The sequence below is a fragment of the Raineyella sp. W15-4 genome (genome assembly GCF_033170155.1).
GTDB lineage: Bacteria > Actinomycetota > Actinomycetes > Propionibacteriales > Propionibacteriaceae > Raineyella.
This window is the reverse complement of sequence record NZ_CP137079.1, coordinates 2518097-2540401: the sequence shown is the minus strand read 5'-3', so window position 1 is coordinate 2540401 and position 22305 is coordinate 2518097. Positions and strand designations below refer to the sequence as shown.

General features: G+C 70.1%; 21 protein-coding genes and 1 pseudogene. 11 read left to right on the top strand and 11 right to left on the bottom strand.

All coding sequences use genetic code 11. From position 1 onward, the window contains the following. Nucleotides 1-32: 32 nt before the first annotated feature. On the bottom strand, nt 33-452 hold the full coding sequence (locus tag R0145_RS11850) for a CBS domain-containing protein (protein ID WP_317837041.1): 420 nt from the start codon (nt 450-452) through the stop codon (nt 33-35). A 231-nt stretch (nt 453-683) separates the two neighbouring features. On the opposite strand from R0145_RS11850, the gene R0145_RS11845 reads away from it, so the two are divergent. Further along, on the top strand, nt 684-1247 hold the full coding sequence (locus R0145_RS11845) for an HdeD family acid-resistance protein (protein ID WP_317837040.1): 564 nt from the start codon (nt 684-686) through the stop codon (nt 1245-1247). Nucleotides 1248-1521: 274 nt separating this feature from the next. After that, nucleotides 1522-2022, top strand: coding sequence for a heme-degrading domain-containing protein (locus R0145_RS11840; protein ID WP_317837039.1), 501 nt, complete (start codon nt 1522-1524; stop codon nt 2020-2022). A 188-nt stretch (nt 2023-2210) separates the two neighbouring features. Here R0145_RS11840 and R0145_RS11835 read toward each other — a convergent pair whose 3' ends face one another. Continuing rightward, nucleotides 2211-2441 (bottom strand): aldo/keto reductase, encoded by a 231-nt coding sequence (locus R0145_RS11835; protein ID WP_317837038.1) that lies wholly within the window; start codon nt 2439-2441, stop codon nt 2211-2213. Here R0145_RS11835 and R0145_RS11830 point away from each other — a divergent pair. Then, a complete protein-coding gene (locus R0145_RS11830; protein WP_317837037.1) occupies nt 2419-2997 on the top strand; it encodes a class I SAM-dependent methyltransferase in 579 nt (192 codons plus the stop codon). The two genes, R0145_RS11835 and R0145_RS11830, sit on opposite strands and share 23 nt — an antisense overlap. A 37-nt stretch (nt 2998-3034) precedes the next feature. On the opposite strand, the gene R0145_RS11825 is transcribed toward R0145_RS11830, so the two are convergent. The 5 genes from R0145_RS11825 to lipB all read right to left on the bottom strand — a co-directional run bounded on the left by R0145_RS11825 (nt 3035) and on the right by lipB (nt 9377). Further along, nucleotides 3035-4852: an ABC-F family ATP-binding cassette domain-containing protein gene (locus tag R0145_RS11825; RefSeq protein WP_317837036.1), complete on the bottom strand. Its 1818-nt coding sequence runs from the start codon at nt 4850-4852 to the stop codon at nt 3035-3037. 39 nt (nt 4853-4891) lie between these two features. Further along, entirely contained in the window at nt 4892-6373 is a 1482-nt protein-coding gene (locus tag R0145_RS11820; RefSeq protein ID WP_317837035.1) for a DHA2 family efflux MFS transporter permease subunit, read from the bottom strand. 191 nt (nt 6374-6564) lie between these two features. Next, nucleotides 6565-7344, bottom strand: coding sequence for a DUF4191 domain-containing protein (locus tag R0145_RS11815; protein WP_317837034.1), 780 nt, complete (start codon nt 7342-7344; stop codon nt 6565-6567). A 134-nt stretch (nt 7345-7478) separates the two neighbouring features. After that, nucleotides 7479-8459, bottom strand: coding sequence for a lipoyl synthase (lipA, locus tag R0145_RS11810; RefSeq protein WP_317837033.1), 981 nt, complete (start codon nt 8457-8459; stop codon nt 7479-7481). A gap of 126 nt (nt 8460-8585) precedes the next feature. Further along, complete coding sequence (lipB, locus tag R0145_RS11805; protein ID WP_317840234.1) at nt 8586-9377, bottom strand: lipoyl(octanoyl) transferase LipB; 792 nt, start codon at nt 9375-9377, stop codon at nt 8586-8588. Nucleotides 9378-9617: 240 nt separating this feature from the next. Here lipB and coaE point away from each other — a divergent pair, with 240 nt between their 5' ends. Beyond that, nucleotides 9618-10808 (top strand): dephospho-CoA kinase, encoded by a 1191-nt coding sequence (coaE, locus tag R0145_RS11800; protein ID WP_317840233.1) that lies wholly within the window; start codon nt 9618-9620, stop codon nt 10806-10808. Nucleotides 10809-10936: 128 nt separating this feature from the next. Here coaE and sucB read toward each other — a convergent pair whose 3' ends face one another. The 4 genes from sucB to R0145_RS11780 form a co-directional block, all read right to left on the bottom strand. Continuing rightward, complete coding sequence (sucB, locus tag R0145_RS11795) at nt 10937-13060, bottom strand: 2-oxoglutarate dehydrogenase, E2 component, dihydrolipoamide succinyltransferase (protein ID WP_317837032.1); 2124 nt, start codon at nt 13058-13060, stop codon at nt 10937-10939. A 152-nt stretch (nt 13061-13212) separates the two neighbouring features. Then, a complete protein-coding gene (locus R0145_RS11790; RefSeq protein ID WP_317837031.1) occupies nt 13213-14721 on the bottom strand; it encodes a leucyl aminopeptidase in 1509 nt (502 codons plus the stop codon). 157 nt (nt 14722-14878) lie between these two features. Continuing rightward, complete coding sequence (locus tag R0145_RS11785; RefSeq protein ID WP_317837030.1) at nt 14879-15082, bottom strand: hypothetical protein; 204 nt, start codon at nt 15080-15082, stop codon at nt 14879-14881. 7 nt (nt 15083-15089) lie between these two features. Continuing rightward, complete coding sequence (locus tag R0145_RS11780; protein ID WP_317837029.1) at nt 15090-15662, bottom strand: DUF3043 domain-containing protein; 573 nt, start codon at nt 15660-15662, stop codon at nt 15090-15092. Nucleotides 15663-15955: 293 nt separating this feature from the next. On the opposite strand from R0145_RS11780, the pseudogene R0145_RS11775 reads away from it, so the two are divergent. The 7 genes and pseudogenes from R0145_RS11775 to R0145_RS11745 form a co-directional block, all read left to right on the top strand. Continuing rightward, nucleotides 15956-16708: pseudogene (locus R0145_RS11775) on the top strand (PspA/IM30 family protein); the annotation flags it as partial. 263 nt (nt 16709-16971) lie between these two features. Further along, nucleotides 16972-17256, top strand: coding sequence for a PspA-associated protein PspAA (gene pspAA / locus R0145_RS11770; RefSeq protein WP_317837028.1), 285 nt, complete (start codon nt 16972-16974; stop codon nt 17254-17256). Then, on the top strand, nt 17249-18439 hold the full coding sequence (locus tag R0145_RS11765) for a glycerate kinase (RefSeq protein ID WP_317840232.1): 1191 nt from the start codon (nt 17249-17251) through the stop codon (nt 18437-18439). The genes pspAA and R0145_RS11765 overlap by 8 nt, the downstream gene beginning before the upstream one ends. Before the next feature lie 211 nt (nt 18440-18650). Continuing rightward, nucleotides 18651-19004 carry an iron-sulfur cluster assembly accessory protein gene (locus R0145_RS11760; protein ID WP_317837027.1) on the top strand — a complete coding sequence of 118 codons (354 nt, stop codon included), beginning with the start codon at nt 18651-18653 and terminating at the stop codon, nt 19002-19004. A gap of 337 nt (nt 19005-19341) precedes the next feature. Beyond that, nucleotides 19342-20130, top strand: a complete 789-nt coding sequence (coxB, locus tag R0145_RS11755; protein WP_317840231.1) for a cytochrome c oxidase subunit II — start codon at nt 19342-19344, stop codon at nt 20128-20130. Next, entirely contained in the window at nt 20127-21836 is a 1710-nt protein-coding gene (gene ctaD / locus R0145_RS11750) for a cytochrome c oxidase subunit I (protein WP_317840230.1), read from the top strand. Before coxB ends, ctaD begins: the two co-directional genes overlap by 4 nt. Then, on the top strand, nt 21833-22246 hold the full coding sequence (locus tag R0145_RS11745) for a cytochrome c oxidase subunit 4 (RefSeq protein WP_317837026.1): 414 nt from the start codon (nt 21833-21835) through the stop codon (nt 22244-22246). Before ctaD ends, R0145_RS11745 begins: the two co-directional genes overlap by 4 nt. Nucleotides 22247-22305: the final 59 nt, after the last annotated feature.

The window sequence follows — 22305 nt, the reverse complement described above, 5'->3', positions numbered from 1 at the left end:
TGGTCGGACTCGGATCGGTCAAAGGGGGCGGATCAGGACTGGACGTACGCGACGAGGTGGTCCCGCTCCCGGCGCAGTTCGTCGAGGTGTGCCTTCACGACGTCGCCGATGCTGACCAGCCCGCTGAGCCGGCCGTTCTCGACCACCGGCACGTGGCGGACCCGTTGGTCGGTCATCAGGGCGGCAAGGGCCTCGACGTCCTCGTCGGGTGGGCAGGTCCGTACGTCTCTGGTCATCAGGTCGCTGACCGGGGACTCGGCGGCGACGGCCCCGAAGGCGTGGGAGATGTCGCGTTCGGAGACGATGCCGGCGATGGCGCCGGTGGAGTCGGTCACAACGACGCAGCCGATGCCGTGGTCGCGGAGCACGTTGACGGCGTCGGCGACTGTCGCGGTCACCGCAAGGGTGAGTACGTTGTTCCCCTTGCGTCGGAGCAGGTCGCGGATCTTCATGGCTCAGGGTAACCCGCCGCTCCTTCTGTGGTCCAGATCACATTTCTGTGAGGTTGGTGCCGCCGTCCGACCTCACCCTCCTTGGGGTGGCGGTGGCCCCCTGCCCCGATAGGCTCCGCAGTGCCTGGGAAGCACGCCTCCGCAGTGTCTCCGGGGTCAATGGGGCTTCGCGGACGGGCGCGTGTGCACACCGGGAGTGACCGGCACCATCAGCCAGGAGGTCTCAAGCGCATGTCCACCGAAGCTATCGACAACGAACTCGACAGGGCCAGCACCGTGATCCGCACCGCGTGGGGGGTCGGCGGGCTCGTCGCCCTCGTCATCGGTGTCCTGATCCTTGTCTGGCCCGGCAAGACGGCGGCCGTCGTCGCCGCGATCATCGCTATCTACGCCATCATCACCGGTCTGGTCTATCTGGGTCTGGGGATCTTCGCGAAGCGCTACGGCGTCTGGGCCCGGATCGGCCACCTCGTTCTCGGCGCGCTGTTCATCATCGGCGGGGTGATCGCCCTGGCCAATCTGCGCACCGCGACCATGCTGCTCGCCATCGTGCTCGGGGTCACCGTCGGCATCCTGTGGATCATCGAGGGTGTCGCCGCGCTGACCCTGCTGCGCGGGGTGCCGTCCAAGGTGTGGGTGATCATCTACGCCGTGATCACCATCGTCGCCGGGATCATCCTGCTGTTCTCCCCGCTCTATGTGGTGGCGTTGTGGTGGTTGCTCGGCATCTCGCTGGTCGTGATGGGCGCGGTCCAGATCGTCCGGGCGCTGCGGTTCAGTGCCGAGCGCCTCTGATTGCCCATCGCCGTCCGCACTGTCGCAGGGGGTGCCCGTCCGGGTGCCCCCTGCGACGTGTCTCCTCCGGTGGACCACGATTCTCCGGTGGATCACGATCCGGTGGGTGGATCAGGGCCTGGTGGTGATGCGGACCATAGTGCTGTCATGGGGTCTTTATTGACAGGACATTTTATCCATATGTAACATGTAAGTCATCGGGGTCCCCGGTGTTAGCCAGGTGTGGCAGCCTGTACCGCGAAGGAGATCCCACCATGAGCGGAGGAGATCGACGATGATCGACGCGGGCGCGGGCTACCGGCAGCTGACCCCGGAGGAGCTGGTCGGCGAACTGGCCGCGGAGGAGACCGACCTGGACTTCGTGCGGTTCGGCCTGGCGGACGCGTGGGCCGTCGGGTCCTGGCTGCGTCGGGTGGCGATCGATCGTGGCCTGGGAGTCGCGATCGCCGTGATGCTCGGTGAGCAGCGTGCCTTCCATGCCGGTGTGCAGGGTTCGGCGGCGGTCAATGACGCGTGGCTCGACCGGAAGTTCCGGGTGGTGAAGCACTATGGGCGGTCCTCGCTCGCGGTGCGGGTGACGTACGCCGCGGCCGGGGAGTCGTTCGACACGCACGCCGCCCTGGATCCGCTGTTGTACGCCGCGGCGGGCGGCGCCTTCCCGCTCCGGGTGCAGGGCGCGCTGGTCGGCGCCGTCGGTGTCAGTGGCCTGGAGATGCACGACGACCATGCCCTGGTCGTGGAGGCACTGCGTGCACACAGGGACGCACTCCGATGATGTACCAACACTGGCCGGGTCAGCACCAGCCGTCGCTCACCCGACAGGCGGCCGACCGCTGCACCAGGACCCGGCTGACGCGCGGCCACTCGCTCGGGATCCTCGGCTGTGATCCGCTCGGCCGTGACTCGGCGACCGGTTGGGGTGGCTGGGATGCCGAGCCCGGCGGGGGAACGGACCGCTGGGCGTCACACCGCCGACAGTCGGGCGACCTCGTCGGTGCTGAGGGTGAGATCGATCGCCTGCACCGAGTCCTGTACGCTCGCCGGTCGGGAAGCGCCGGGAATCGGGATCACCACCGCGGCTAGTGCCAGCTCCCAGGCCAGCGCCACCCGCTGTGGGTCGACCGGGCGAGCATCTCGCCCGGCTCGCGTGGCGAGGAACGAGAATGTCCCGGTGAAGTATCGAGAGTCGGGCATGCCGACCGAGGAGTGGTGGACGACCTACTTCGATCCCCGCGGGGTCCTCGCCGCCCTCGGCGTCGATGACACCGTCGGCGACCTCCTCGACGTCGGCTGCGGCTACGGCACCTTCCTGATCCCCGCGGCCACGATGATCTCCGGAACGGCCATCGGGGTCGACATCGATCCGGAGATGATCGCCGCCTGTCGACGGAAGACCGCCGAGCGGCAGCTGGCGAACGTCGTCCTGCTGACCGGCGACGTCGCCTCACCGGAGGCTGCGCAGGCCCTGGCGCCGTACCGGGGCCGGATCGATTACGTGACCCTGTTCAACATCCTCCACGCCGAGGAACCGGTGACCCTGCTGCGCCGCGTCGCCGCACTGCTCAGCCCCTCGGGGCGGGTGGGGGTGATCCACTGGAAGCGTGAGGACACTCCGCGCGGGCCGTCGATGGAGATCCGACCCACCCCGGAGCAGATCGCCGGCTGGGCCGCTGCCGCCGGCCTGGCGCAGGAGGCGTACACGGAGCTGCCCCCGTACCACTTCGGTCTGGTGCTCAGGCGATCGGCCTGAGCCGGCCGGAGGACGGCGCCAGGTCCCGCGGCATCGACTAGTCGAAGAGCACCGACAGCTCCAGCCAGCGCTCCTCCAACGACTCGGCCTCGTCCTCCAGTCGGGTGATCGCAGCCATCTCTGTCCTGAGCCGCTCATAGTCCGACTGGTCGAGGTCGGCGAGCTTCGTACGGGCCTCGGCGGCCTGGTGGCGCAACCGTTCGACACGCCGTTCGAGGGAGGAGAGTTCCTTCTCCGCCGCGCGGAGTTCCCGGCCGGAGAGGGTGCCCGATGCCGTCGCGTCGGGGGTGCCGCGCTCCGGGGTCCGGGGAGCGCCGGGCCGGTCGGCGGTCGCCGCCTCCTGCGCCGCCCGCAACCGCAGGTATTCATCCACCCCTCCCGGCAGGTGCCGCAGGTGCCCGTCGAGGATGGCGTACTGCTGGTCGGTGACCCGCTCCAGGAAGTACCGGTCGTGCGACACGACGATCAGCGTGCCCGGCCAGGAGTCGAGCAGGTCCTCCAGGGCGGCGAGCATGTCGGTGTCCAGGTCGTTCGTCGGCTCGTCGAGGATCAGTACGTTGGGCTGGTCGAGCAGGATCAGCAGCAGCTGCAGTCGCCGCTGTTGGCCGCCCGAGAGGTCCCTCACCGGTGTCGACAGCTGGGCGCCGGAGAAGCCGAGCCGCTCCAGCAGTTGGGCCGGGGTGAGCTCCTGGGCCCTGGATCCCGCCCCGAGGGTGTAGGTCGTCCGCAGCCGGCCGATCACCACCCGGACCGGTTCGTCGAGGTGCTCCTCGAGCTCGTCCAGCCGTTGGCTGAGGGTGGCGATCTTCACCGTCGCGCCGCGCTTGACCCGGCCCGAGGTCGGTGCCACCGACCCGTCGATCAGCCCCAGCAGGGTGGACTTGCCGGCGCCGTTGACCCCGAGGATGCCGGTGCGTTCGCCCGGCGCCAGCCGCCACTCCACGTCCCGCAGCACCTGGTGCTCGCCGTACGCCACCGAGGCGTCCAGCAGATCGACCACGTCCTTGCCGAGCCGGGAGACCGCCAGCGACTGCAGGGCGACGGTGTCGCGGATCGGCGGGACGTCGGCGATCAGGGTGTTGGCCGCGTCGATGCGGAACTTCGGCTTCGAGCTGCGCGCCGGCGCCCCGCGGCGCAGCCAGGCCAGCTCCTTGCGGGCGAGGTTCTGCCGGCGGGCCTCGGCGGCGGCCGCCTGCCGGTCCCGTTCCACCCGCTGCAGGATGTAGGCGGCGTACCCGCCCTCGAAGGGCTCGACGATCCGGTCGTGCACCTCCCAGGTCGCCGTACACACTTCGTCAAGGAACCACCGGTCGTGGGTGACCACCAACAGTCCACCGGCGTTGGCGGCCCACCGGCGCTTGAGGTGCTCGGCCAGCCAGGTGATCGCCTCGAGGTCGAGATGGTTGGTCGGCTCGTCCAGGGCCAGCACGTCCCAGTTGCCGGTCAGCAGGGCGGCCAGCGCCACCCGCCGCCGTTGCCCGCCGGACAGTGTGGCGAGAGACGCGTCCCAGTCCAGATCGCCGAGCAGGCCGGCGATGATGTCGCGGATCCGTGAGTCGCCGGCCCAGGAGTACTCCGGCGTGTCCCCGACGACGGCGTGACTGACGGTCTCCTCGTCGGGAAGGGTGTCGGCCTGGTCCAGCACGCCGATCCGCACCCCGTTGCGGACGGTCACCCGGCCTCCGTCGGGCGTACGTCGCCCGGCCAGCATTGCGAGCAGGCTGGACTTGCCGTCGCCGTTGCGGCCGACGATGCCGATCCGGTCGCCCTCGTTCACCCCGAGGGTGACCGCATCGAAGACCAGCTTGGTCGGGTATTCCAGGTGAAGGGCCTCGGCCCCGAGCAGATGCGCCATAACCCCTCAAGCCTAGTCAGGCTGCGGCGACCTCGGATCTCAGACGTGGTCGGTGACCGGCGCCCCTGCCGTACGGGGTGGCCGGCGGATGAAGAACGCGGTGACGATCGCCAGGGTGCTGAGGATCGCCCCGACCAGGAAGGCGGCCCGGATCCCGGCCGCCTCGGCGACGATCGCGGTCGTGCCGCCGGCGGTCCAGCGTGCCGCCGTGACTGCCATCGTGGAGACGAACAGGGCGGTGCCGGCCGCCCCGGCCACCTGCTGGACCGTCGACACCGTCGCCGATCCGTACGCGTAGAGGTGCTGGGGGAGCGACCCGAGGCTGGAGGTGAACAGCGGGGTGAAGATCAGTGCCAGACCGATGCTGAGCACCACATGGGCGGCCAGGAACACCGGCCAGGGCGTGGCCGGTGAGCTGACCAGGGCGAGCGTCCACAGCACGCTGGCGACCAGGATCGTGCCGGGGACCAGCAGGGGGAGCGGGCCGACCCGGTCGAAGAGCTTGCCCACCGGCGGGGCGAGCAGTCCCATCACCAGCCCACCGGGCAACAGCAGCAGGCCGCTGTCCAGGACGGTCATGCCCAGCACGTTCTGCAGGAACAGCGGCAGCAGGATCAGGGTGCCGAAGAGCGCCATCATGCTGACGACGAACATCACCACCGAGACGGCGAAGGTCGGGTTGCGGAAGGTGCGCAGGTCCAGCAGCGCTCGGTCGCTGCGCTGCAGCACCAGCTGCCGCCACACGAACAGGGCCAGTCCCACGGCGCCGGTCGCCAGGGTGACGATCAGAGTGGTCGGCACCCCCTGACCGGTGGCACCGCCGAGACTGCTCAGGCCGAACACCAGCCCGCCGAATCCCAGGACGGACAGGATCACCGACGGCACGTCGATCGGTGCGTGCACCGGCTCGTTGACGTCGGGCATCCGGAGCGCGCCGAGCACCAGGACGGCCAGCGCGATCGGCAGCACGAGGACGAACATGAACCGCCAGCTCAGCACGCTGAGGACCAGACCCGAGATGGTCGGGCCGATCGCGGGCGCCACGGAGATGACGATGGAGATGTTGCCCATCCGCTGCCCGCGGACCTCCTCAGGCACCAGGGTCATCACCGTGGTCATCAGCAGCGGCATGATGATGGCCGTCCCGCAGGCCTGGATGATCCGGCCGGCCAGCAGCACCTCGTGCCCGGGCGCGGCGGCAGCCACCGCGGTGCCGAGGGAGAACAGCGACATCGCGGTGATGAAGAGCCCCCGGGTGGGGAACCGCCGGATGAGCATCCCGGTGATCGGGATGACCGTGGCCATCGTCAGCATGAACGCGGTGGTCAGCCATTGCGCCGCCACCGCGGTGACGCCCAGATCGGTCATCAGGCGCGGGATCGCCACGCCCATCACCGTCTCGTTGAGGATGACGACGAACGCGGAGACGAGCAACAGGTTGATCACCAGGTTGTCGCGCCGGGTGGTGGAGCGGAGGTCGGTGGGGGTCGCCGACCCGGAACGGATGGCGGTCTGGGACACGAGCTTCCTCCAGGATGTCGGGCCACACGGGAATCCGGCCGCACCGGGCCGGGTGCACGAGCAGGGTCCTCGACGCTGAGGGAAACGGTCACCACGGCCGGTGTGGCGGTGGTCAGTGTGACGCGGGCAACTCTACACGCCGTGTCCCAACCCACTCCGGAGCGGGTGTCACCCCCGCTCCGGAGCGGTGATCAGCGACCGCGCAGGGCGCGCTTGCTGCCCTTCACCTGGCGGGCATTGGTCGGTATCGGGCCCTTCGGCATCGCCATCCGCGGCCGGACGGCGTCGAGGGCCTTGACCCGCGACGTGACCTCGGTGACCTGATACTTGTCCAGCGACTTCGGCAGCTTCCTGATGTGCTTGGCGAGGTCGTCGAGGGAGACCTGACCCTCCCGGTCACCCATCTGGACCACCCACACCGGCAGGTCGCTGATGAGCTGGGCATGCTTGCGCTCCTCGGAGGCGAGCAGGGTCTTGAGCCGGCCGGGCTCCCCCTCGCCGATCAGCACCACCCCGGCCGGGCCGATCACCCGGTGCACCAGGTCCTGCTGGCGGGTTCCGGTGATGCCCAGTTCGTGCGCCCACACCTTGTCGTTGAGCATCCCGAGGGCCGCGGCGGCGGAGCCGACCTGCCCGCGGGCCTGTTCCAGGGTGGCCCGCTTCATCCGCTGGGTGAGGACGAACACGGCCAGCGCCAGACCGGCCATGACACCGGTGATGATCCACAGCACCCAGCCGCCGCGGAGCAACGCGGCGATCAGGACGGTGACCAGGATCGGTGCCACGAACGCGCCGATCATCCACGGGGTGAGCCGCTTGTCGATCTTGGCCGTCGCCTTGTAGGCGTACGTGATCTGCTTCCACCAACCCCAGTCGCGGGGGTCGTCGCTGGAGCGCTTGCGCTCCTTCTCGGCGCGGCGCGCAGCCTTCTGCCGGGCGGCCAGATCCTTCGCGGCCTCACTCTTGGCCATCAATCATCACCTTGCTGTCGTGCTGTCGGTTCGGTCGTCGGCGTGCCCGCCGGTGCCGGGCGCGCGCCGCGGTCGGTCAGGCGTGGTGCAATGGAGCCCCGGGTGCCGCCCCGATCGTACGGGATCCGCCTCCGTCAGGCGTGGTCGCCGCTGGTCGGATTGACGCCGTGGATCTTCATCACCGCACCACCCTGGCCGCGTGCCTCGGTGGCCTGACGATACAGCCGCCCGGCGCGGTAGGAGGACCGGACCAGCGGGCCGCTCATCACACCGGTGAAGCCGATCGCGCGGGCCTCGTCGGCGAACGTGTCGAACTGGTCCGGGGTCACCCACCGCTCGATCGGGTGATGCCGCTCGGAGGGACGCAGGTACTGCGTGATGGTGATGATCTCCGCACCGGCGTCGTGCAGCTCGCGCAGCGTCCGGGAAACCTCGTCGTCGGTCTCGCCCATGCCGAGGATCAGGTTGGACTTGGTCACCAGCCCGGCCTCGCGGGCCCGGCTGAGCACGCCCAGCGACCGCTCGTAGCGGAAGGCGGGGCGGATCCGCTTGAAGATGCGCGGGACGGTCTCGACGTTGTGGGCGAACACCTCCGGGCGGGCGTCGAAGACGGTCTGCAACGCCCGCGGGTTGCCCTGGAAGTCGTCGACCAGGAGCTCGACACCACAGCCGGGGATCAACTCGTGGATCTGGCGGCAGGTCTCGGCGTACAGCCACGAGGCGCCCTCGGGCAGGTCGTCACGGGCCACGCCGGTCACGGTCGCGTAGTGCAGGCCCATCGTCCGGACCGATTCGGCCACCCGGCGGGGCTCGTCACGGTCGTACCCGGTGGGCTTGCCGGTGTCGATCTGGCAGAAGTCGCAGCGCCGGGTGCACTGGTCGCCGCCGATCAGGAAGGTGGCCTCGCGGTCCTCCCAGCACTCGAACTGGTTGGGACAGCCCGCCGACTGACAGACGGTGTGCAACTGCTCGGTCGCGACGAGGTCCTTCAGTTCGCGGTAGTTGGGGCCGAACTTGGCGCGGGTCCTGATCCACGACGGCTTGTCCTCGATCGGGGTCTGCGCGTTGCGGACCTCGAGGCGGAGCATCTTGCGTCCCTCTGGTGCGATGGTCACCCACCGGAGTCTACCCGGTGGCGCCGGATCGACCCGCTCTGCCCGAGGGCGCCGCAACACCCGCCGAGGTACCCGGAGCCGGTCGCCGGCGGTCGGGGCAGCGACCCAGACGGTCAGTCCATAGGCTCAGACGGTCAGTCCGTACGTCACCGCCGGAGCGTCGTCGTCGGCCGGGGTGGCCGAGGTGGCCGGACGCCGGCGGTGGGCGGTCTGCGGATTGTCCGCGTGCTCCTCGCCGACGTCGGGGGAGGCCTGGTACGGCTCGTAGGCCAGCATCGCGTCGATGTGCGGGCGGACCATGGCGGCCAGTTCGGCGAGGCTGGGGGAGGATCCGAGCTCCTGGGCGATGCTGGTGACGCCGGCGTCGCGGATGCCGCACGGGATGATCCGGTCGTACCAACTCATGTCCATGTCCGCGTTGAGGGCGAAACCGTGCATCGTGGTCTTGCGGGACACCCGGATGCCGATCGCGGCGATCTTCCGCTCCGGCTTCGGCGCGATGCCGTGGGACGGGTCGCCGGCGGTGGCGCCGAGCCATACGCCGGTGCGGTGCGGCACCCGGCCGGCAGTGATCCCCAGTTCGCCGAGCGTACGGATCAGGGCCTCCTCGAGGCGGCGGACGAAGTCGACGACGCCGATGCCGTTGGCCGGCAGCTTGACGATCGGGTAGCCGACCAGCTGGCCGGGGCCGTGGTAGGTGATGTCCCCGCCGCGGTCGACGTCGATCACTGGTGTCCCGTCGGTCGGCCGGTCGGCCGGATCGGTGCGCTTGCCCGCGGTGTAGACCGGGTCGTGCTCGAGCAGCAGCACGGTGCCGCGATCGCGGCCGTCGACCACCCGGGCGTGCAGTTCACGCTGCAGCTCCCAGGCCTGCGTGTAGTCGGTCGTCTCCGTACGATCGGGCCACAGACCGAGCATGCGGTAGGTGATGCCGAGCGGGGAGACGACCGAGACGTCGGCCCCGGGGACGTTGATCGGGGAGTCGGGCATGCGGCCGAGTGTACGCGCCGGCCCTCCTGCGGCCCGAACACGCGGACTGCAACGGCACGCCGGTGGGGCCGACCGAGCATCTGCGCAGGAGGGCGTCTGCACAGAGGCCTGCGCCGTGCCGTCCGCCGGGCGCGGTCCGCGAGGGTGCCGTAGCCTGCGACTGTGCTGATGATCGGGCTGACCGGCGGGATCGGATCGGGCAAGTCGACCGTGGCCCGGCTCCTCGCCGAGCGCGGGGCGTTGGTGATCGACGCCGACGCCCTGGCGCGGGAGGTGGTCGAGCCGGGGACATCGGGCCTGGCGGCGGTCCGGGGCCGGTTCGGCGCCGGCGTGGTCCGGGCCGATGGCTCGCTGGACCGGGCCGCGCTGGGGGCGATCGTGTTCGCCGACCCGACTGCGCGCCGCGACCTGGAGGCGATCACTCACCCGCTGATCAGGGACCGCACCCGCGAGATTATCGCCGCGGCACCGCCCGGCACTGTCGTGGTGCACGACATCCCGTTGCTGGTCGAGACCGGCGTCGCGGCGCATTATCACCTTGTAGTGACGGTCGACGTGGGCGTCGAGGAGCGGATCCGTCGCCTGGTCGCCCTGCGCGGCCTGGCCGAGGACGACGCGCGCGCTCGGATCACCCACCAGGTCTCCGACACGGAACGACGCGCCGTCGCCGATGTGGTGATCGACAACAACGGGGCGCCGGACGCGCTGGTGGCCCAGGTCGAGGCGTTGTGGCGGCGGGCGGTGGCTTTCGAGGACCACCTGCGCCGGGGTGAGCCGGTCCGCCGGCCGGAGCGGCCGGTGCTCGTCGCCGTAGATCCGACCTGGCCGGACCAGGCACGCCGGCTGCTGGGGCGGCTCCGGTACCGGCTGAGCCCCCTGCTGGGTGAGGGGCTGGCGCTGCACCACATCGGATCGACCGCTGTGCCCGGGCTGGCCGCGAGGAATGTCATCGACCTGCAGATCGGCCTGTCGGCGCCAGCGGATGCCGACCGGGCAGAGGTTCGTGACGCGCTGGGCCGGCTGGGGTTCCCCCGCGCCGAGGAGGCACGCGGGAACCCTGCCGTCACCGGAGGGGTGTGGCCCGAGCGGCTGCATCTGTCCTGCGATCCGGAGCGGACTGTCCACCTTCACCTGCGCCCGGCCGGTTCGCCGGGCTGGCGATGGGCACTGCTTTTCCGGGACTGGTTGCGGGCCGATCCGGATGCACGCCAGGAGTATGCGCAGTTGAAGCGCGATCTGGCGGCACGGGAGGCCACCATTGCGGCGTACACCAGGGCCAAGGAGCCGTGGTCCCAGGCGCACGCCTCGCGGGTAGAGAGCTGGGCTGCCACCACGTCGTGGAGGATCCCCGCGGAGTGAGGGCTTCCGGCCTGGTGGGACCCGAACTCGGACTCCGCACACGGCACAGGGCCCCGGGATCACTCCCGGGGCCCTGCTGCGTCGTCAGTGCGAGGGTGTCGTCAGCGCGTGTCCTGTCGGTGCAGGGATCAGGCCTCGACGCCGAACTCCGCGCCGAAGTCGCCATCCTCGAGGCGGTCCTTGATGGCCACCAGGAAGCGTCCCGCGTCGGCACCGTCGATGATGCGGTGGTCGTACGACAGGTTGAGGTACATCATGTCGCGGATCGCGATCGTCTCACCGAGATGCTTGTCCACCAGCACCACCGGGCGCTTGACGATGACGCCGGTGCCCATGATCGCGGACTCGGGCTGGTTGATGATCGGCGTGTCCCACAGAACACCGACCGAGCCGTAGTTCGTGATGGTGAAGGTGCCGCCCGACAGTTCGTTCGGGGAGACCTTTCCCTCGCGAGTGCGGCTGCCGAGATCGGCGATCGCCTTGGCGAAGTCGGTGACGGTGAACGCGCCGGCGTTCTTGAGCACCGGGACCATCAGGCCCTTCGGGGTGTCGACGGCCAGGCCGAGATTCTCGTTGGCCGGGTAGGTGATCGTCTTGTCGTCCATGTTCACGGTGGCGTTGACGATCGGGTACTGCTGCAGTGCCTCGACGGTGGCCTTCGCGATGAACGCCAGGTAGGTCAGGCCGACGCCGTGCTGCGCCCGGAAGTCGCCCTTCACCTGGGCGCGCAGCCGCGAGATCAGGGTCAGGTCGACCTCGACGGTCGCCGTCAGCTGTGCGGCGACGTCCTTCGAGTCGCGCATCCGGCGGGCGATCGTCTGCCGGATCCGGGACATCTTCTCCGTGGTGCCGCGCAGTGGCGAGACCTCGCGGGCGGCGGCCGGGACCGGGGCGGTGGCGGCAGGTGCTGTCGCGGCCTTGGCGGCCTCGGCAGCGTCCAGCACGTCTTGCTTACGGATCCGGCCGCCCACACCGGTGCCGGTGAGGGCGGTCAGGTCGACGCCGTGTTCGGCGGCCAGCTTGCGGACCAGCGGCGTGACGTACGCGGCCTCGGCGACGTCACCGCCGGTGGCACGCGGGGCGACGCTGGAGGTGGACACCGGGGCGTGGACAGCCACCGGAGCCTGGGCGGCGGGTGCGGCCGGAGCGGCCGCCGGGGTTGCCGGGGCAACGGGTGCCGGTGCGGGTGCGGCGGGAGCCACCGGGGCGGGTGCAGCCGGAGCAATGGGTGCCGGTGCGGGCGCCGCGGGTGCCACTGGGGCGGCGGGTGCGGCGTTGGCGTCGCCGATGATGGCGAGGATGGCGCCGACTTCGACGGTCTCGTCTTCCGCGACGCGGATCTCGAGGACCGTGCCGGCGACGGGGGAGGGGACTTCGGTGTCGACCTTGTCGGTGGAGATCTCGACCAGCGGTTCGTCGACGGCGACGGTGTCGCCGACCTTCTTGAGCCAGGTGGAGACGGTGCCTTCGGTGACGGATTCGCCGAGGGCGGGCAGTGTCACCTGGGTGCCCTGCGCCGGAGCGGCCGGAGCCGGAGCGGCCGCCGGGGTTGCCGGGGCAACGGGTGCCGGTGCGGGTGCGGCGGGAGCCACCGGGGCGGGTGCAGCCGGAGCAATGGGTGCCGGTGCGGGCGCCGCGGGTGCCACTGGGGCGGCGGGTGCGGCGTTGGCGTCGCCGATGATGGCGAGGATGGCGCCGACTTCGACGGTCTCGTCTTCCGCGACGCGGATCTCGAGGACCGTGCCGGCGACGGGGGAGGGGACTTCGGTGTCGACCTTGTCGGTGGAGATCTCGACCAGCGGTTCGTCGACGGCGACGGTGTCGCCGACCTTCTTGAGCCAGGTGGAGACGGTGCCTTCGGTGACGGATTCGCCGAGGGCGGGCAGTGTCACCTGGGTGCCCTGCGCCGGAGCGGCCGGTGCAGGAGTCGGTGCAGCCGGGGCCGCCGGTGCGGGAGCCGGGGCCTCCGCGACCGGGGCGGGCGCCGCCGGAGCGGCCGTCGCGCCGGCCTCGCCCGGTTCGCCGATGATGGCGAGGATGGCGCCGACTTCGACGGTCTCGTCCTCCTGTACCCGGATCTCGAGGACCGTGCCGGCCACCGGCGAAGGAACCTCGGTGTCGACCTTGTCGGTGGAGATCTCGACCAGCGGCTCGTCGACGGCGACCGTGTCACCGACCTTCTTGAGCCAGGTGGAGACGGTGCCCTCGGTAACGCTTTCCCCCAGGGCCGGGAGAGTTACAGAAGTCGACATGATCGCTTTGGACTCCTTCAGAACGATGACGACGCAGTCAGGTACGTCGTTACCCTACCTGTAGGTGCCCCCACCGGGAACGACGTTCCGACGACTCACCCGGGCCGTCCTGCGGCCCGGCACACCGCGCCGTGGCGCCGGATCGACGTCGGTCATTCCATCGTCAGGGCGAGGTCCACCAGGGTCCGCACACCGGCACCCGTGCCGCCCACCGAGAGGTGACCGTCGGCGGCGCCCTCCCGCCAGGCCGGGCCCGCCACGTCCAGGTGGGCCCAGTTGCGATCCCCGGCGAAGTGCTCCAGGAACGCCGCGGCCACCTGCATGCCGAGATATCCGTCGGTGTTCGACGATGCCAGGTCGGCGTACGGCGTACGCAGCTTGTCGCGGGCCTCGTCGGTCAGCGGCAGCTGCCACATCGCCTCCCCGCTGGTCTCGGCGGCATGCAGCAGCCGCCCGGCGACCACGTCACCGCTGGCGACCAGACCGATGGTGTTCAGCCCCAGGGCGCGCATGCAGGCCCCGGTGAGGGTGGCGATGTCGACCACCAGGTCGGCGTCATCGGCCGTCGACAGGGACAGACAGTCGGCCAGCACGAGTCGGCCCTCGGCATCGGTGTTGGTGACCTCCACCGTGGTGCCGTCGTGCATCGTCAGCACATCCGAGGGGCGGTACGCGGTCGCGGACGGCAGGTTCTCCGCCATCCCCGCGTACGCGATCACCTCCACCCGCAGCCCCAGGTCGGCGATCGCCCGGGTGGCGGCCATCACGGCCGCCGCGCCGCCCATGTCGCACTTCATCGTCAGCATGTGACCGGCCGGCTTGATGTCGAGACCGCCGGCGTCGAAGGTCATCCCCTTGCCGACCAGCACCAGTCGCTGACTGGCGTTGTCGGGGAGGTAGGCGGCGCGTACCACCCGCGGGGCGTGCACCGAACCACCGCCGACTGCGAGGATCCCGCCGAACCCCTCGGCGGCCAGCTGCTGCTCGTCACGGACGGTCACCTCGACCGGGGCCCCGGCGAACCAGTCGACGACCGCCGAGGCGAACGTCTCCGGATAGAGCAGGTTGGCGGGGGTGTTCACCCAGTCGCGGGCCCGGGCGACGGCGGTGCTGATCGCCGCGGCGAGACGGACGGCCGATGCGTGGTCGTCGGCGTACGCGTCCAGCACCACGACCTCGGTGATCGTGGCGGCGGCGACCTCGCCGACCGGGTGGAGTGGCTCGTACGTGCCGAGCAGCGCGCCCTCGGCGATCGCACGGACCGCGTCGAACACCGACATCGGCATGGTCACCGCGTCCTCGTGCAGGGACACCGCGACGCGTACGCCGGCCCCGGCGCCCACCGCCGCACCGATCGCGCGCAGCGCCGCACCGGCTGCCCGTCGCAGCACCTCGGAGGTCGGCGTGGCCGCACCGAGACCGACCGCGAGCACCCGGGTGTCACCGGCCAGCCGGCCCAGCGCGGTGACGCTACCGACCTCGGTGCGCTTCTTCGCCCCCACTGCGAGCAGGTCCAGGTCCAGGGCCGAGGTGTCCACCCCGTCGGGCAGGCCGTGGACGGTTCCCCGGTCCGCGGAGAGTCGCGTCCCCACGACCAGGTAGTCGATGCCGTCGGGCAGTTCCTCCGCCAGGCGCAGCCCGGGCAGGGTGGTGATGTTCACCGTGGTTCCTTTCACGTCAAGCGGTCGTCGACGTCCGCCGGGTCCGCGCCCCGGGGCGTACGGCGGTGCAGGCGGGATCGCCGGCACACCGCTCCGCCACGCTAGTCGGCCGTCCCGACGGGCTCAACGGCTCCGGCGGCGGGTCAGGCGCGGCGGGTCAGGCGCTGAGGGCCATCGGCCCGTACACGACGGTCTCCCCGTCGAGCAGGGTGACGGACTCGACGCCGGCCTCGTCCAGATCGGTCCAGTGTTCGGAGAACCACGCCTCCGCCGCCGCCTGGGTGGGGAAGGGGGTGTCGAGCCCGAGGGTGGCGGTGGTGTCGGCGTCGAGGGTCGGGTCGGTCGTCCAGGTGAAGGCCATGGTCAGCTCAGATCTTGTCGCCGCGGTTGACGCGGGGGGCGGGGATCCGCCAGCGACGGATCTGGAGACAGCGGTTCATCCCGTACATGAACAGGCCCCGCTTCGGGTGCCCGGGGTGGCGCTCGTCGAGGAGCTTGGTGAATCGGCGCCACATGAAGGTGATGTCGACCAGCACCGCCAGCACGATCAGATAGAAGGCGGCCATCACGTAGTTGGCCAGCTGCGGGTTCTTGCCGACGAGGAGGCTGGTCGCCAGGGTGACCAGCAGCAGAGGCATGACGACCTCACCCAGCCGGAACCGGGAGTCGACCACGTCCCGCATCAGGGTGCGCCCGACATCGGAATCGCGCTTGCGCATCTCCTCCTGGCGGGCCCGGCGATCGGCGTCGGCATCCCGCCGGCGGCGTTCCTTCTTCGTCAGGGAGGGGTTGACCCGGGCGCGACGGGCGGCCTCCGCCTCCTTGCGGGTGGGGGTGGGGCCCTCCTTCTTGCGATGTGCGGTGGGGACCTCCGGGACCACCGGTGCACTCTGCCCGGCGTCCCTCTTGGCGGAGTCGTCCTTCTTGCTGAACAGTCCCACGTCGGCCCTTCTCGTCCGTCCTGCGCACCTCGGACGTACGCGACTGACGTACGTCCTGCCCCGGCCCCGCCACCGTCGGTGGATGGTCCGTCCTCAAGAGTAGCGGGACGGCCACGGAGGGTCGTAGTCAGACCAGTGCCGATGCCGAGGGACACCCGGCGACCGATCCCTCAGGGACCTCACCCTCTGGGCCCCTAACCAGGGTCCGGGGACTCGTGTCCCGACACCGGAGCCCCTAGGCTGGACGGCGTACGCACGACCCGAGTGCCCAACGGAAGGACCAGGGACCGTCTATGAGTGGCATCTTCCAGAGAATCTCGACGATCTTCAACACCAAGGCCAACAAGGCCCTGGATCGGATGGAAGACCCTCGCGAGACCCTCGACTACTCCTACGAGCGTCAGCTCGAGCTGCTCCGCAAGGTCCGCCGGGGCGTCGCCGACGTGGCGACCAGCCGGAAGCGCATCGAACTGCAGGCCAACCAGCTCGGCCAGCAGGTCGACAAGCTCGACCAGCAGGCGCGTCGGGCGCTGGAGATCGGGCGGGAGGACCTCGCCCGCGAGGCACTGACCCGCAAGTCCGGACTGACCTCCCAGCTCGCCGACCTGCAGGCCCAGCACGCCCAGTTGCAGGAGGAGGAGGAGAAGCTCGTCCGGGCCTCCCAGCGGCTGCAGGCCAAGGTCGATGCCTTCCGGACCAAGAAGGAGACCATCAAGGCCACCTACTCTGCTGCCGAGGCGCAGACCCGGATCAGTGAGGCGTTCTCCGGGATCGGGGAGGAGATGGGTGACGTCGGCCTCGCCATCCAGCGCGCCGAGGACAAGACCCTGCAGATGCAGGCCCGGGCCGGTGCGGTCGACGAACTCCTCGCCTCCGGTGCACTGGACGACGTCACCGGCTCTGCGCAGGACGACCTCACCCGAGAGCTCGACCAGCTCGCCTCCAGCTCGCAGGTGGAGAACGAACTGGCCGCGATGAAGCAGCAGCTCGCCCTGGGGGGCGCCCCGGCGTCGGCCCAGCAGGCCATCGGGCAGGGCGTCCGGCCCGGTCAGCCGCAGCAGCTTCCTCCGGGGCAGGCGCAGCAGGTGCCGCCGCCGGCCCAGCAGGCACCGTCCCCGGCCGAGCAGGTGCGGCCGCCGGCCCCGCAGGTCCCCCCGCAGACCGAGCAGGTCCAGCAGGTCCCCGCCCCGGAGCAGCAGTGGACCGTACGCGCCCAGCAGGTGCCCGACAGCACACTGCCGGTCCAGAGCCAGCCTTTCGGCCAGCCCACCCCCGCCTCCCCGAATCCGCCGCGGCAAGAGGAGCAGCAGTGATCGTCCGGATCCTGAACGAAGGCCAGTTCCGCCTCACCGAGCAGGCCCTGGCCTCGCTCAACTCGTTCGACGACGACGTCGAGCAGGCGGTCAACGGTGGCGACCAGGCTGCCCTGACCGCGGTGCTGCAGGCCCTGCTCGAGGACATCCGGACCAGGGGGGAGCGGGTGCCGGACGATGAGCTGGCCGATTCCGACCTGATCCTGCCCGACGCCGACGCCACCCTGGCCGACGTCCGTGCCTGGCTCAGCGACAGTGAAGAAGGGCTGATCCCTGACTGATCCCGCCGCGGGCGACCCGATCGGTCCCACCGCGGGCCGTGGCCGTCCGCTGCGGGTCGCGTTCGTCCCCGACCGGATCGGGGGACTGTCCGCGGCCGAGGCCGGGACCGCGTTGGCCACCGGGTGGCGATCCCGGCGGCCGGACGACGAGCTGGTGGTGGTGCCGTTCGGAGCCTCGGGCGCCGGCCTGCTGGATGCGTACGCCGCGCTGGCGCAGGCCCCGGTCTCGGTCGCGTCGGCGGTCCCGTCCCCGGCTGTCGACCCGGTCTCGACCGAGAGCACCCTGCTGCTCGAAGTGGCCGGCCCGGAGACCCTCCTGGTCGGCGTCGACGCGGCACCTCGGGCCGCGCTGCCGGGTGCCGATCCCAGCCGGGACGCCAGCTCCTGGGCCTGGGGCGAGGCGATCGCCCGGGCCCTGACCGGGCGGACGGACGTCCGCCACCTCGTCGTCGATCTCGCCGGTGGCGGCGCCCGGGACGGCGGCGCGGGGCTGCTCGGTGCCCTCGGGGCGACCGCCGATGTCCCGCTCGATCGAGGGATCGCCGGCCTCACCGGGATCACCGCCCTCGACCTGACCGCGCCCCGGGATGCGCTGGCCGGGATCGAGCAGCTCGTCGCGGTCGTCCCGGCCGATCAGGCCGACCGGCCGCTGTTCGGCCTCCGAGGGATCGCCTCCCTGCACGGGGTGGCCCTGCGCGAGCAGGGCCTGCCCTGGGACCCGGCGGACCTCCTGGCGGCCGACGCCACGTTGCAGCGACTGGCCGGACTGGCCTCCCCGGGGCGGGCCGACGCCGCCGGCCTGGGAGCTTGCGGCGGCGTGGCGTACGCCCTGGCCGCGCTCGGGGCCAGCGTCAGCACCGGTCCGGCCTGGCTCGCCGAGCTGACCGGGCTCGAGGAGACCCTCGCTGCGGCCGATGTCGTCGTCACCGGCAGCGGGGCGTACGACTTCGCCCATCGCGGCGGAGAGACGGTCGAGACTGTCGTCGGCCTGGCCGGACGGGCGATGCGGCCGGTGATCGCGGTCGCCGGGTATGTGACCATCTCTTCCCGCGAGATGCGGGCGTACGGCCTCGACGCGGCCTACGCCGTCCATGCCGGGGTGCCGGGGGAGACGGTGAGCGTGGACCGGGCCGACCTTGAGGAGATGGGTCGGCGGGTGGCCCGCACCTGGGCCGGCGGCTGACCTCCCGCGCGTCCTTCCGGACGACCTGTCGGCCCGCCCGGACATCGGGGGGTTGGAACCCCCGGCAGCTCGGCCTAGACTGATCCCGGTTGCTCTGTCAACCAGATTTCGTCACCACACCGGACGCACACACGACACCGGAAGCACCACCGATGACGGCCAGCCCCGTGATCGTCACGACCGCGGCGCGGGGAGCCGGAGGAGAAGCGATATGACCGTGCAGAACGAGACCCTGACCCAGCAGGGCGTCATCCTGACCACCGAGGCCGCCGCCAAGGTGAAGTCCCTGCTGGCGAGCGAGGGCCGCGACGACCTCGCCCTGCGGATCGCCGTGCAGCCGGGCGGCTGTTCCGGCCTGCGCTACCAGCTGTTCTTCGACGAACGCGAGCTCGAGGGCGACATCGTCAACAGCTATGACGGCGTCAATGTGGTGACCGACCGGATGAGCGCCCCGTACCTGAGCGGCGCCACCATCGACTTCATGGACACCATCGAGCAGCAGGGCTTCACCATCGACAACCCGAACGCGCAGAGTTCCTGCGCCTGCGGCGACAGCTTCCACTGATCCAGGCCATTCCGGTACGTGCCGGATCCCGGCACGTACCGTACGCGGGGCCCCGTCCTTCTGGACGGGGCCCCGCGTCGTCCAAGTCACAGTCCGGCGGTATTCCCCGTCATTGACAGTGATTCACGTCACTCCTGAGGGGTACGGTGATCGGGACCCATTACGAGTGAGTATCGGCGCCAGCCGCCGATGCCCGACTCGGTTACTGTGGGACAGACCGAAAGTGGCAGCAGGGTTGCGCCCTGCCGCCTGTGTGTGATCGGAAGGGTGTGACGTGGGTCTGAAGGGATGGCGGCGGCCACGAACGTGGGCTGCCCTCGGTGCCTCGGGGCTGGCGATGCTGCTGGCCGGGTGCGGCGACGTGCAGCAGGGGGCTGGTCAGGGCCGGAACTTGGGTCTGCCCGAGGCTGCGAGCGATCGTGCTCCCGCCATGGGCCAGATGTACGTGGGCTCCTGGATCGCCGCTTTCATGGTCGGTGGCCTCGTGCTGGCGATCCTGATCTACAGCCTGATCCGCTTCCGGCGGCGCGACCCGCAGGAGGTGCCGCGTCAGGTCCGCTACAACCTGCCGCTGGAGTTCGTCTACACCCTGGTGCCGATCATCATCGTCTGCACGCTCTTCTTCTACACGGTGAAGACCCAGAACCTGGTCCAGGCGAAGGCGGACTCCACCAAGGTCCACCAGATCGACGTGGTCGGCTTCAAGTGGTCCTGGGCGTTCAACTACATCGAGCAGAAGAACCCCGCGGTCGGTGCGGACGTCAACGCGATCGGCACCATCGAGTCGCCGCCCACGCTGGTGCTGCCGGTGAACGAGCCGGTCCGGTTCAACCTCTACTCGCCCGACGTGATCCACTCCTTCTGGATCCCGGCCTTCTACTACAAGCTCGACGTGATCCCGGGGCGGTCGAACTCGTTCGACGTCACCCCCACCAAGGTCGGGACGTACGCCGGTAAGTGCGCAGAGCTCTGCGGCACCTACCACTCCGCGATGATCTTCAACGTCAACATCGTGCCGGTCGAGCAGTACAACGCCTATCTCAAGGGGCTCCAGGCGCAGGGACGCACCGGCACGTTCTACGGTCCGCTGCAGGCCAACCCCCAGCTCCAGAAGGAGGGCAACTGACGATGACGACACTCGCACGCGTCGCCACGACGTCCGAGACCCGTGAGAAGCCTGCCGTCTCAGCCGGCGCGCGGATCATGGAGTGGCTCACCACCACCGACCACAAGCTGCTCGGCCACATGTACCTGATGACGGCGCTGTTCTTCTTCGCCGTCGGCGGTGTCCTTGCCCTGTTCATGCGGGCCGAGCTGGCCAACCCGGGTCTGCAGTACCTGAACTACGAGACCTACAACCAGTTCTTCACCATGCACGGCACGATCATGCTGCTGATGTTCGCGACGCCGGCCTTCGCCGGCTTCGCCAACGCGCTGATGCCGCTGCAGATCGGTGCCCCGGACGTCGCCTTCCCGCGGCTGAACTCGTTCTCCTACTGGCTGTACGTCTTCGGCTCGGTGACCGCCTGCCTGGGCTTCTTCACCCCGGAGGGGGCGGCGAGCTTCGGCTGGTTCGCGTACGCTCCGCTGTCGAACTCGATCAACACCCCGGGCGCCGGCGGTGACCTGTGGACGGCCGGCCTCTACCTGCTGGGCCTGTCCTCGATCATGGGGTCGGTCAACTTCGTCACCACGATCATCACCCTGCGGGCGCCGGGGATGACGATGTTCCGGATGCCCATCTTCACCTGGACCATCCTGGTCACCGGCATCCTGGTGCTGGTCACCTTCCCGGTGCTGGCCGCCGGCCTGATGGTGCTCTTCGCGGACCGTACGCTCGGGACGCAGATCCTCGACGCCGCCAACGGCGGCCCCTTGTTGTGGCAGCACCTGTTCTGGTTCTTCGGCCACCCCGAGGTGTACGTCTTGGCACTGCCGTTCTTCGGCATCACCTCCGAGATCGTGCCGGTGTTCAGCCGCAAGCCGCTCTTCGGGTACGTCGGTCTGGTCATCGCCACCATCGCCATCGGCGGTCTGTCCTTCACCGTGTGGGCGCACCACATGTTCACCACCGGGGCGGTCAGCCTGCCCTTCTTCTCCTTCATGACCTACCTGATCGGCGTGCCGACCGGGGTGAAGTTCTTCAACTGGTTGGGCACCATGTGGGGCGGCTCGATCTCGCTCGACACCCCGATGCTGTGGGTCGTCGGCTTCATCACGACGTTCCTCTTCGGCGGCCTGACCGGCATCATGCTGGCCTCCCCGCCGCTGGACTTCCAGATGCAGGACTCCTACTTCGTGGTGGCGCACTTCCACTACACCCTGTTCGGCACCGTCGTGTTCACCTTCTTCGGCGGCCTCTACTTCTGGTGGCCGAAGTTCTTCGGTCGGATGCTGAACGAGACCTGGGGCAAGATCCACTTCTGGCTCACCTTCATCGGCTTCCACACCACGTTCCTGGTGCAGCACTGGCTGGGCATCGAGGGCATGCCGCGGCGCTACGCGGACTACCTGGTCACCGACCACTTCACCACGCTGAACCAGATCTCCACCGTGGGTGCCTTCATCACCGGCATCTCGCTGCTGGCCTTCATCTGGAACCTGTGGATCTCCCGCAACAACCCGCGGGTCCAGGTCGACGACCCATGGGGCTGGGCTCGCTCGCTGGAGTGGGCCACCTCGTGCCCGCCGCCGGCGTTCAACTTCACCTCGCTGCCGAAGATCCGTTCCGAGGCGCCGGCCTTCGACCTGCACTACCCCGAGATCGCTCGCGCCGTCCACGGTCACAGCCTGGATGACGAGCCCGTCGCGACCAAGGAGGTCACCAAGTGAAGGCCGAACAGTGGGTGTTCTGGGGGATCGCGATCTACCTGGGCATCATGGCTCCGGTGTACGCGTTCGCCACGATGCGGACCGAGGGCTATGTCGAGATCATCGGCACCGTCGTGCTGATCCTGACCTTCCTCTTCACGGTGATGATCGGGGGGTACATCGCGATCACCGGCCGGCGGATGGATGCCCGGCCCGAGGACCGGGCGGACGCCACCATGGCCGAGGGTGCCGGCCCGGTCGGCTTCTTCGCCCCGGCGAGCATCTGGCCCTTCTGGTGCGCCCTGGTGGTGGCGCTGATCTTCATCGGCTGGATCTTCGGCTACTGGATCACCATCATCGCCGCCGGCATCGGCGTGTGGGCGGTGGCCGGCTGGTCGCTGCAGTTCTACCGTGGGGACTACGCCCACTGACGTACGCCCGCCGCCGGCCGGCCCACCGGCCGGCGGCACACGCACTGCACTGACAGACG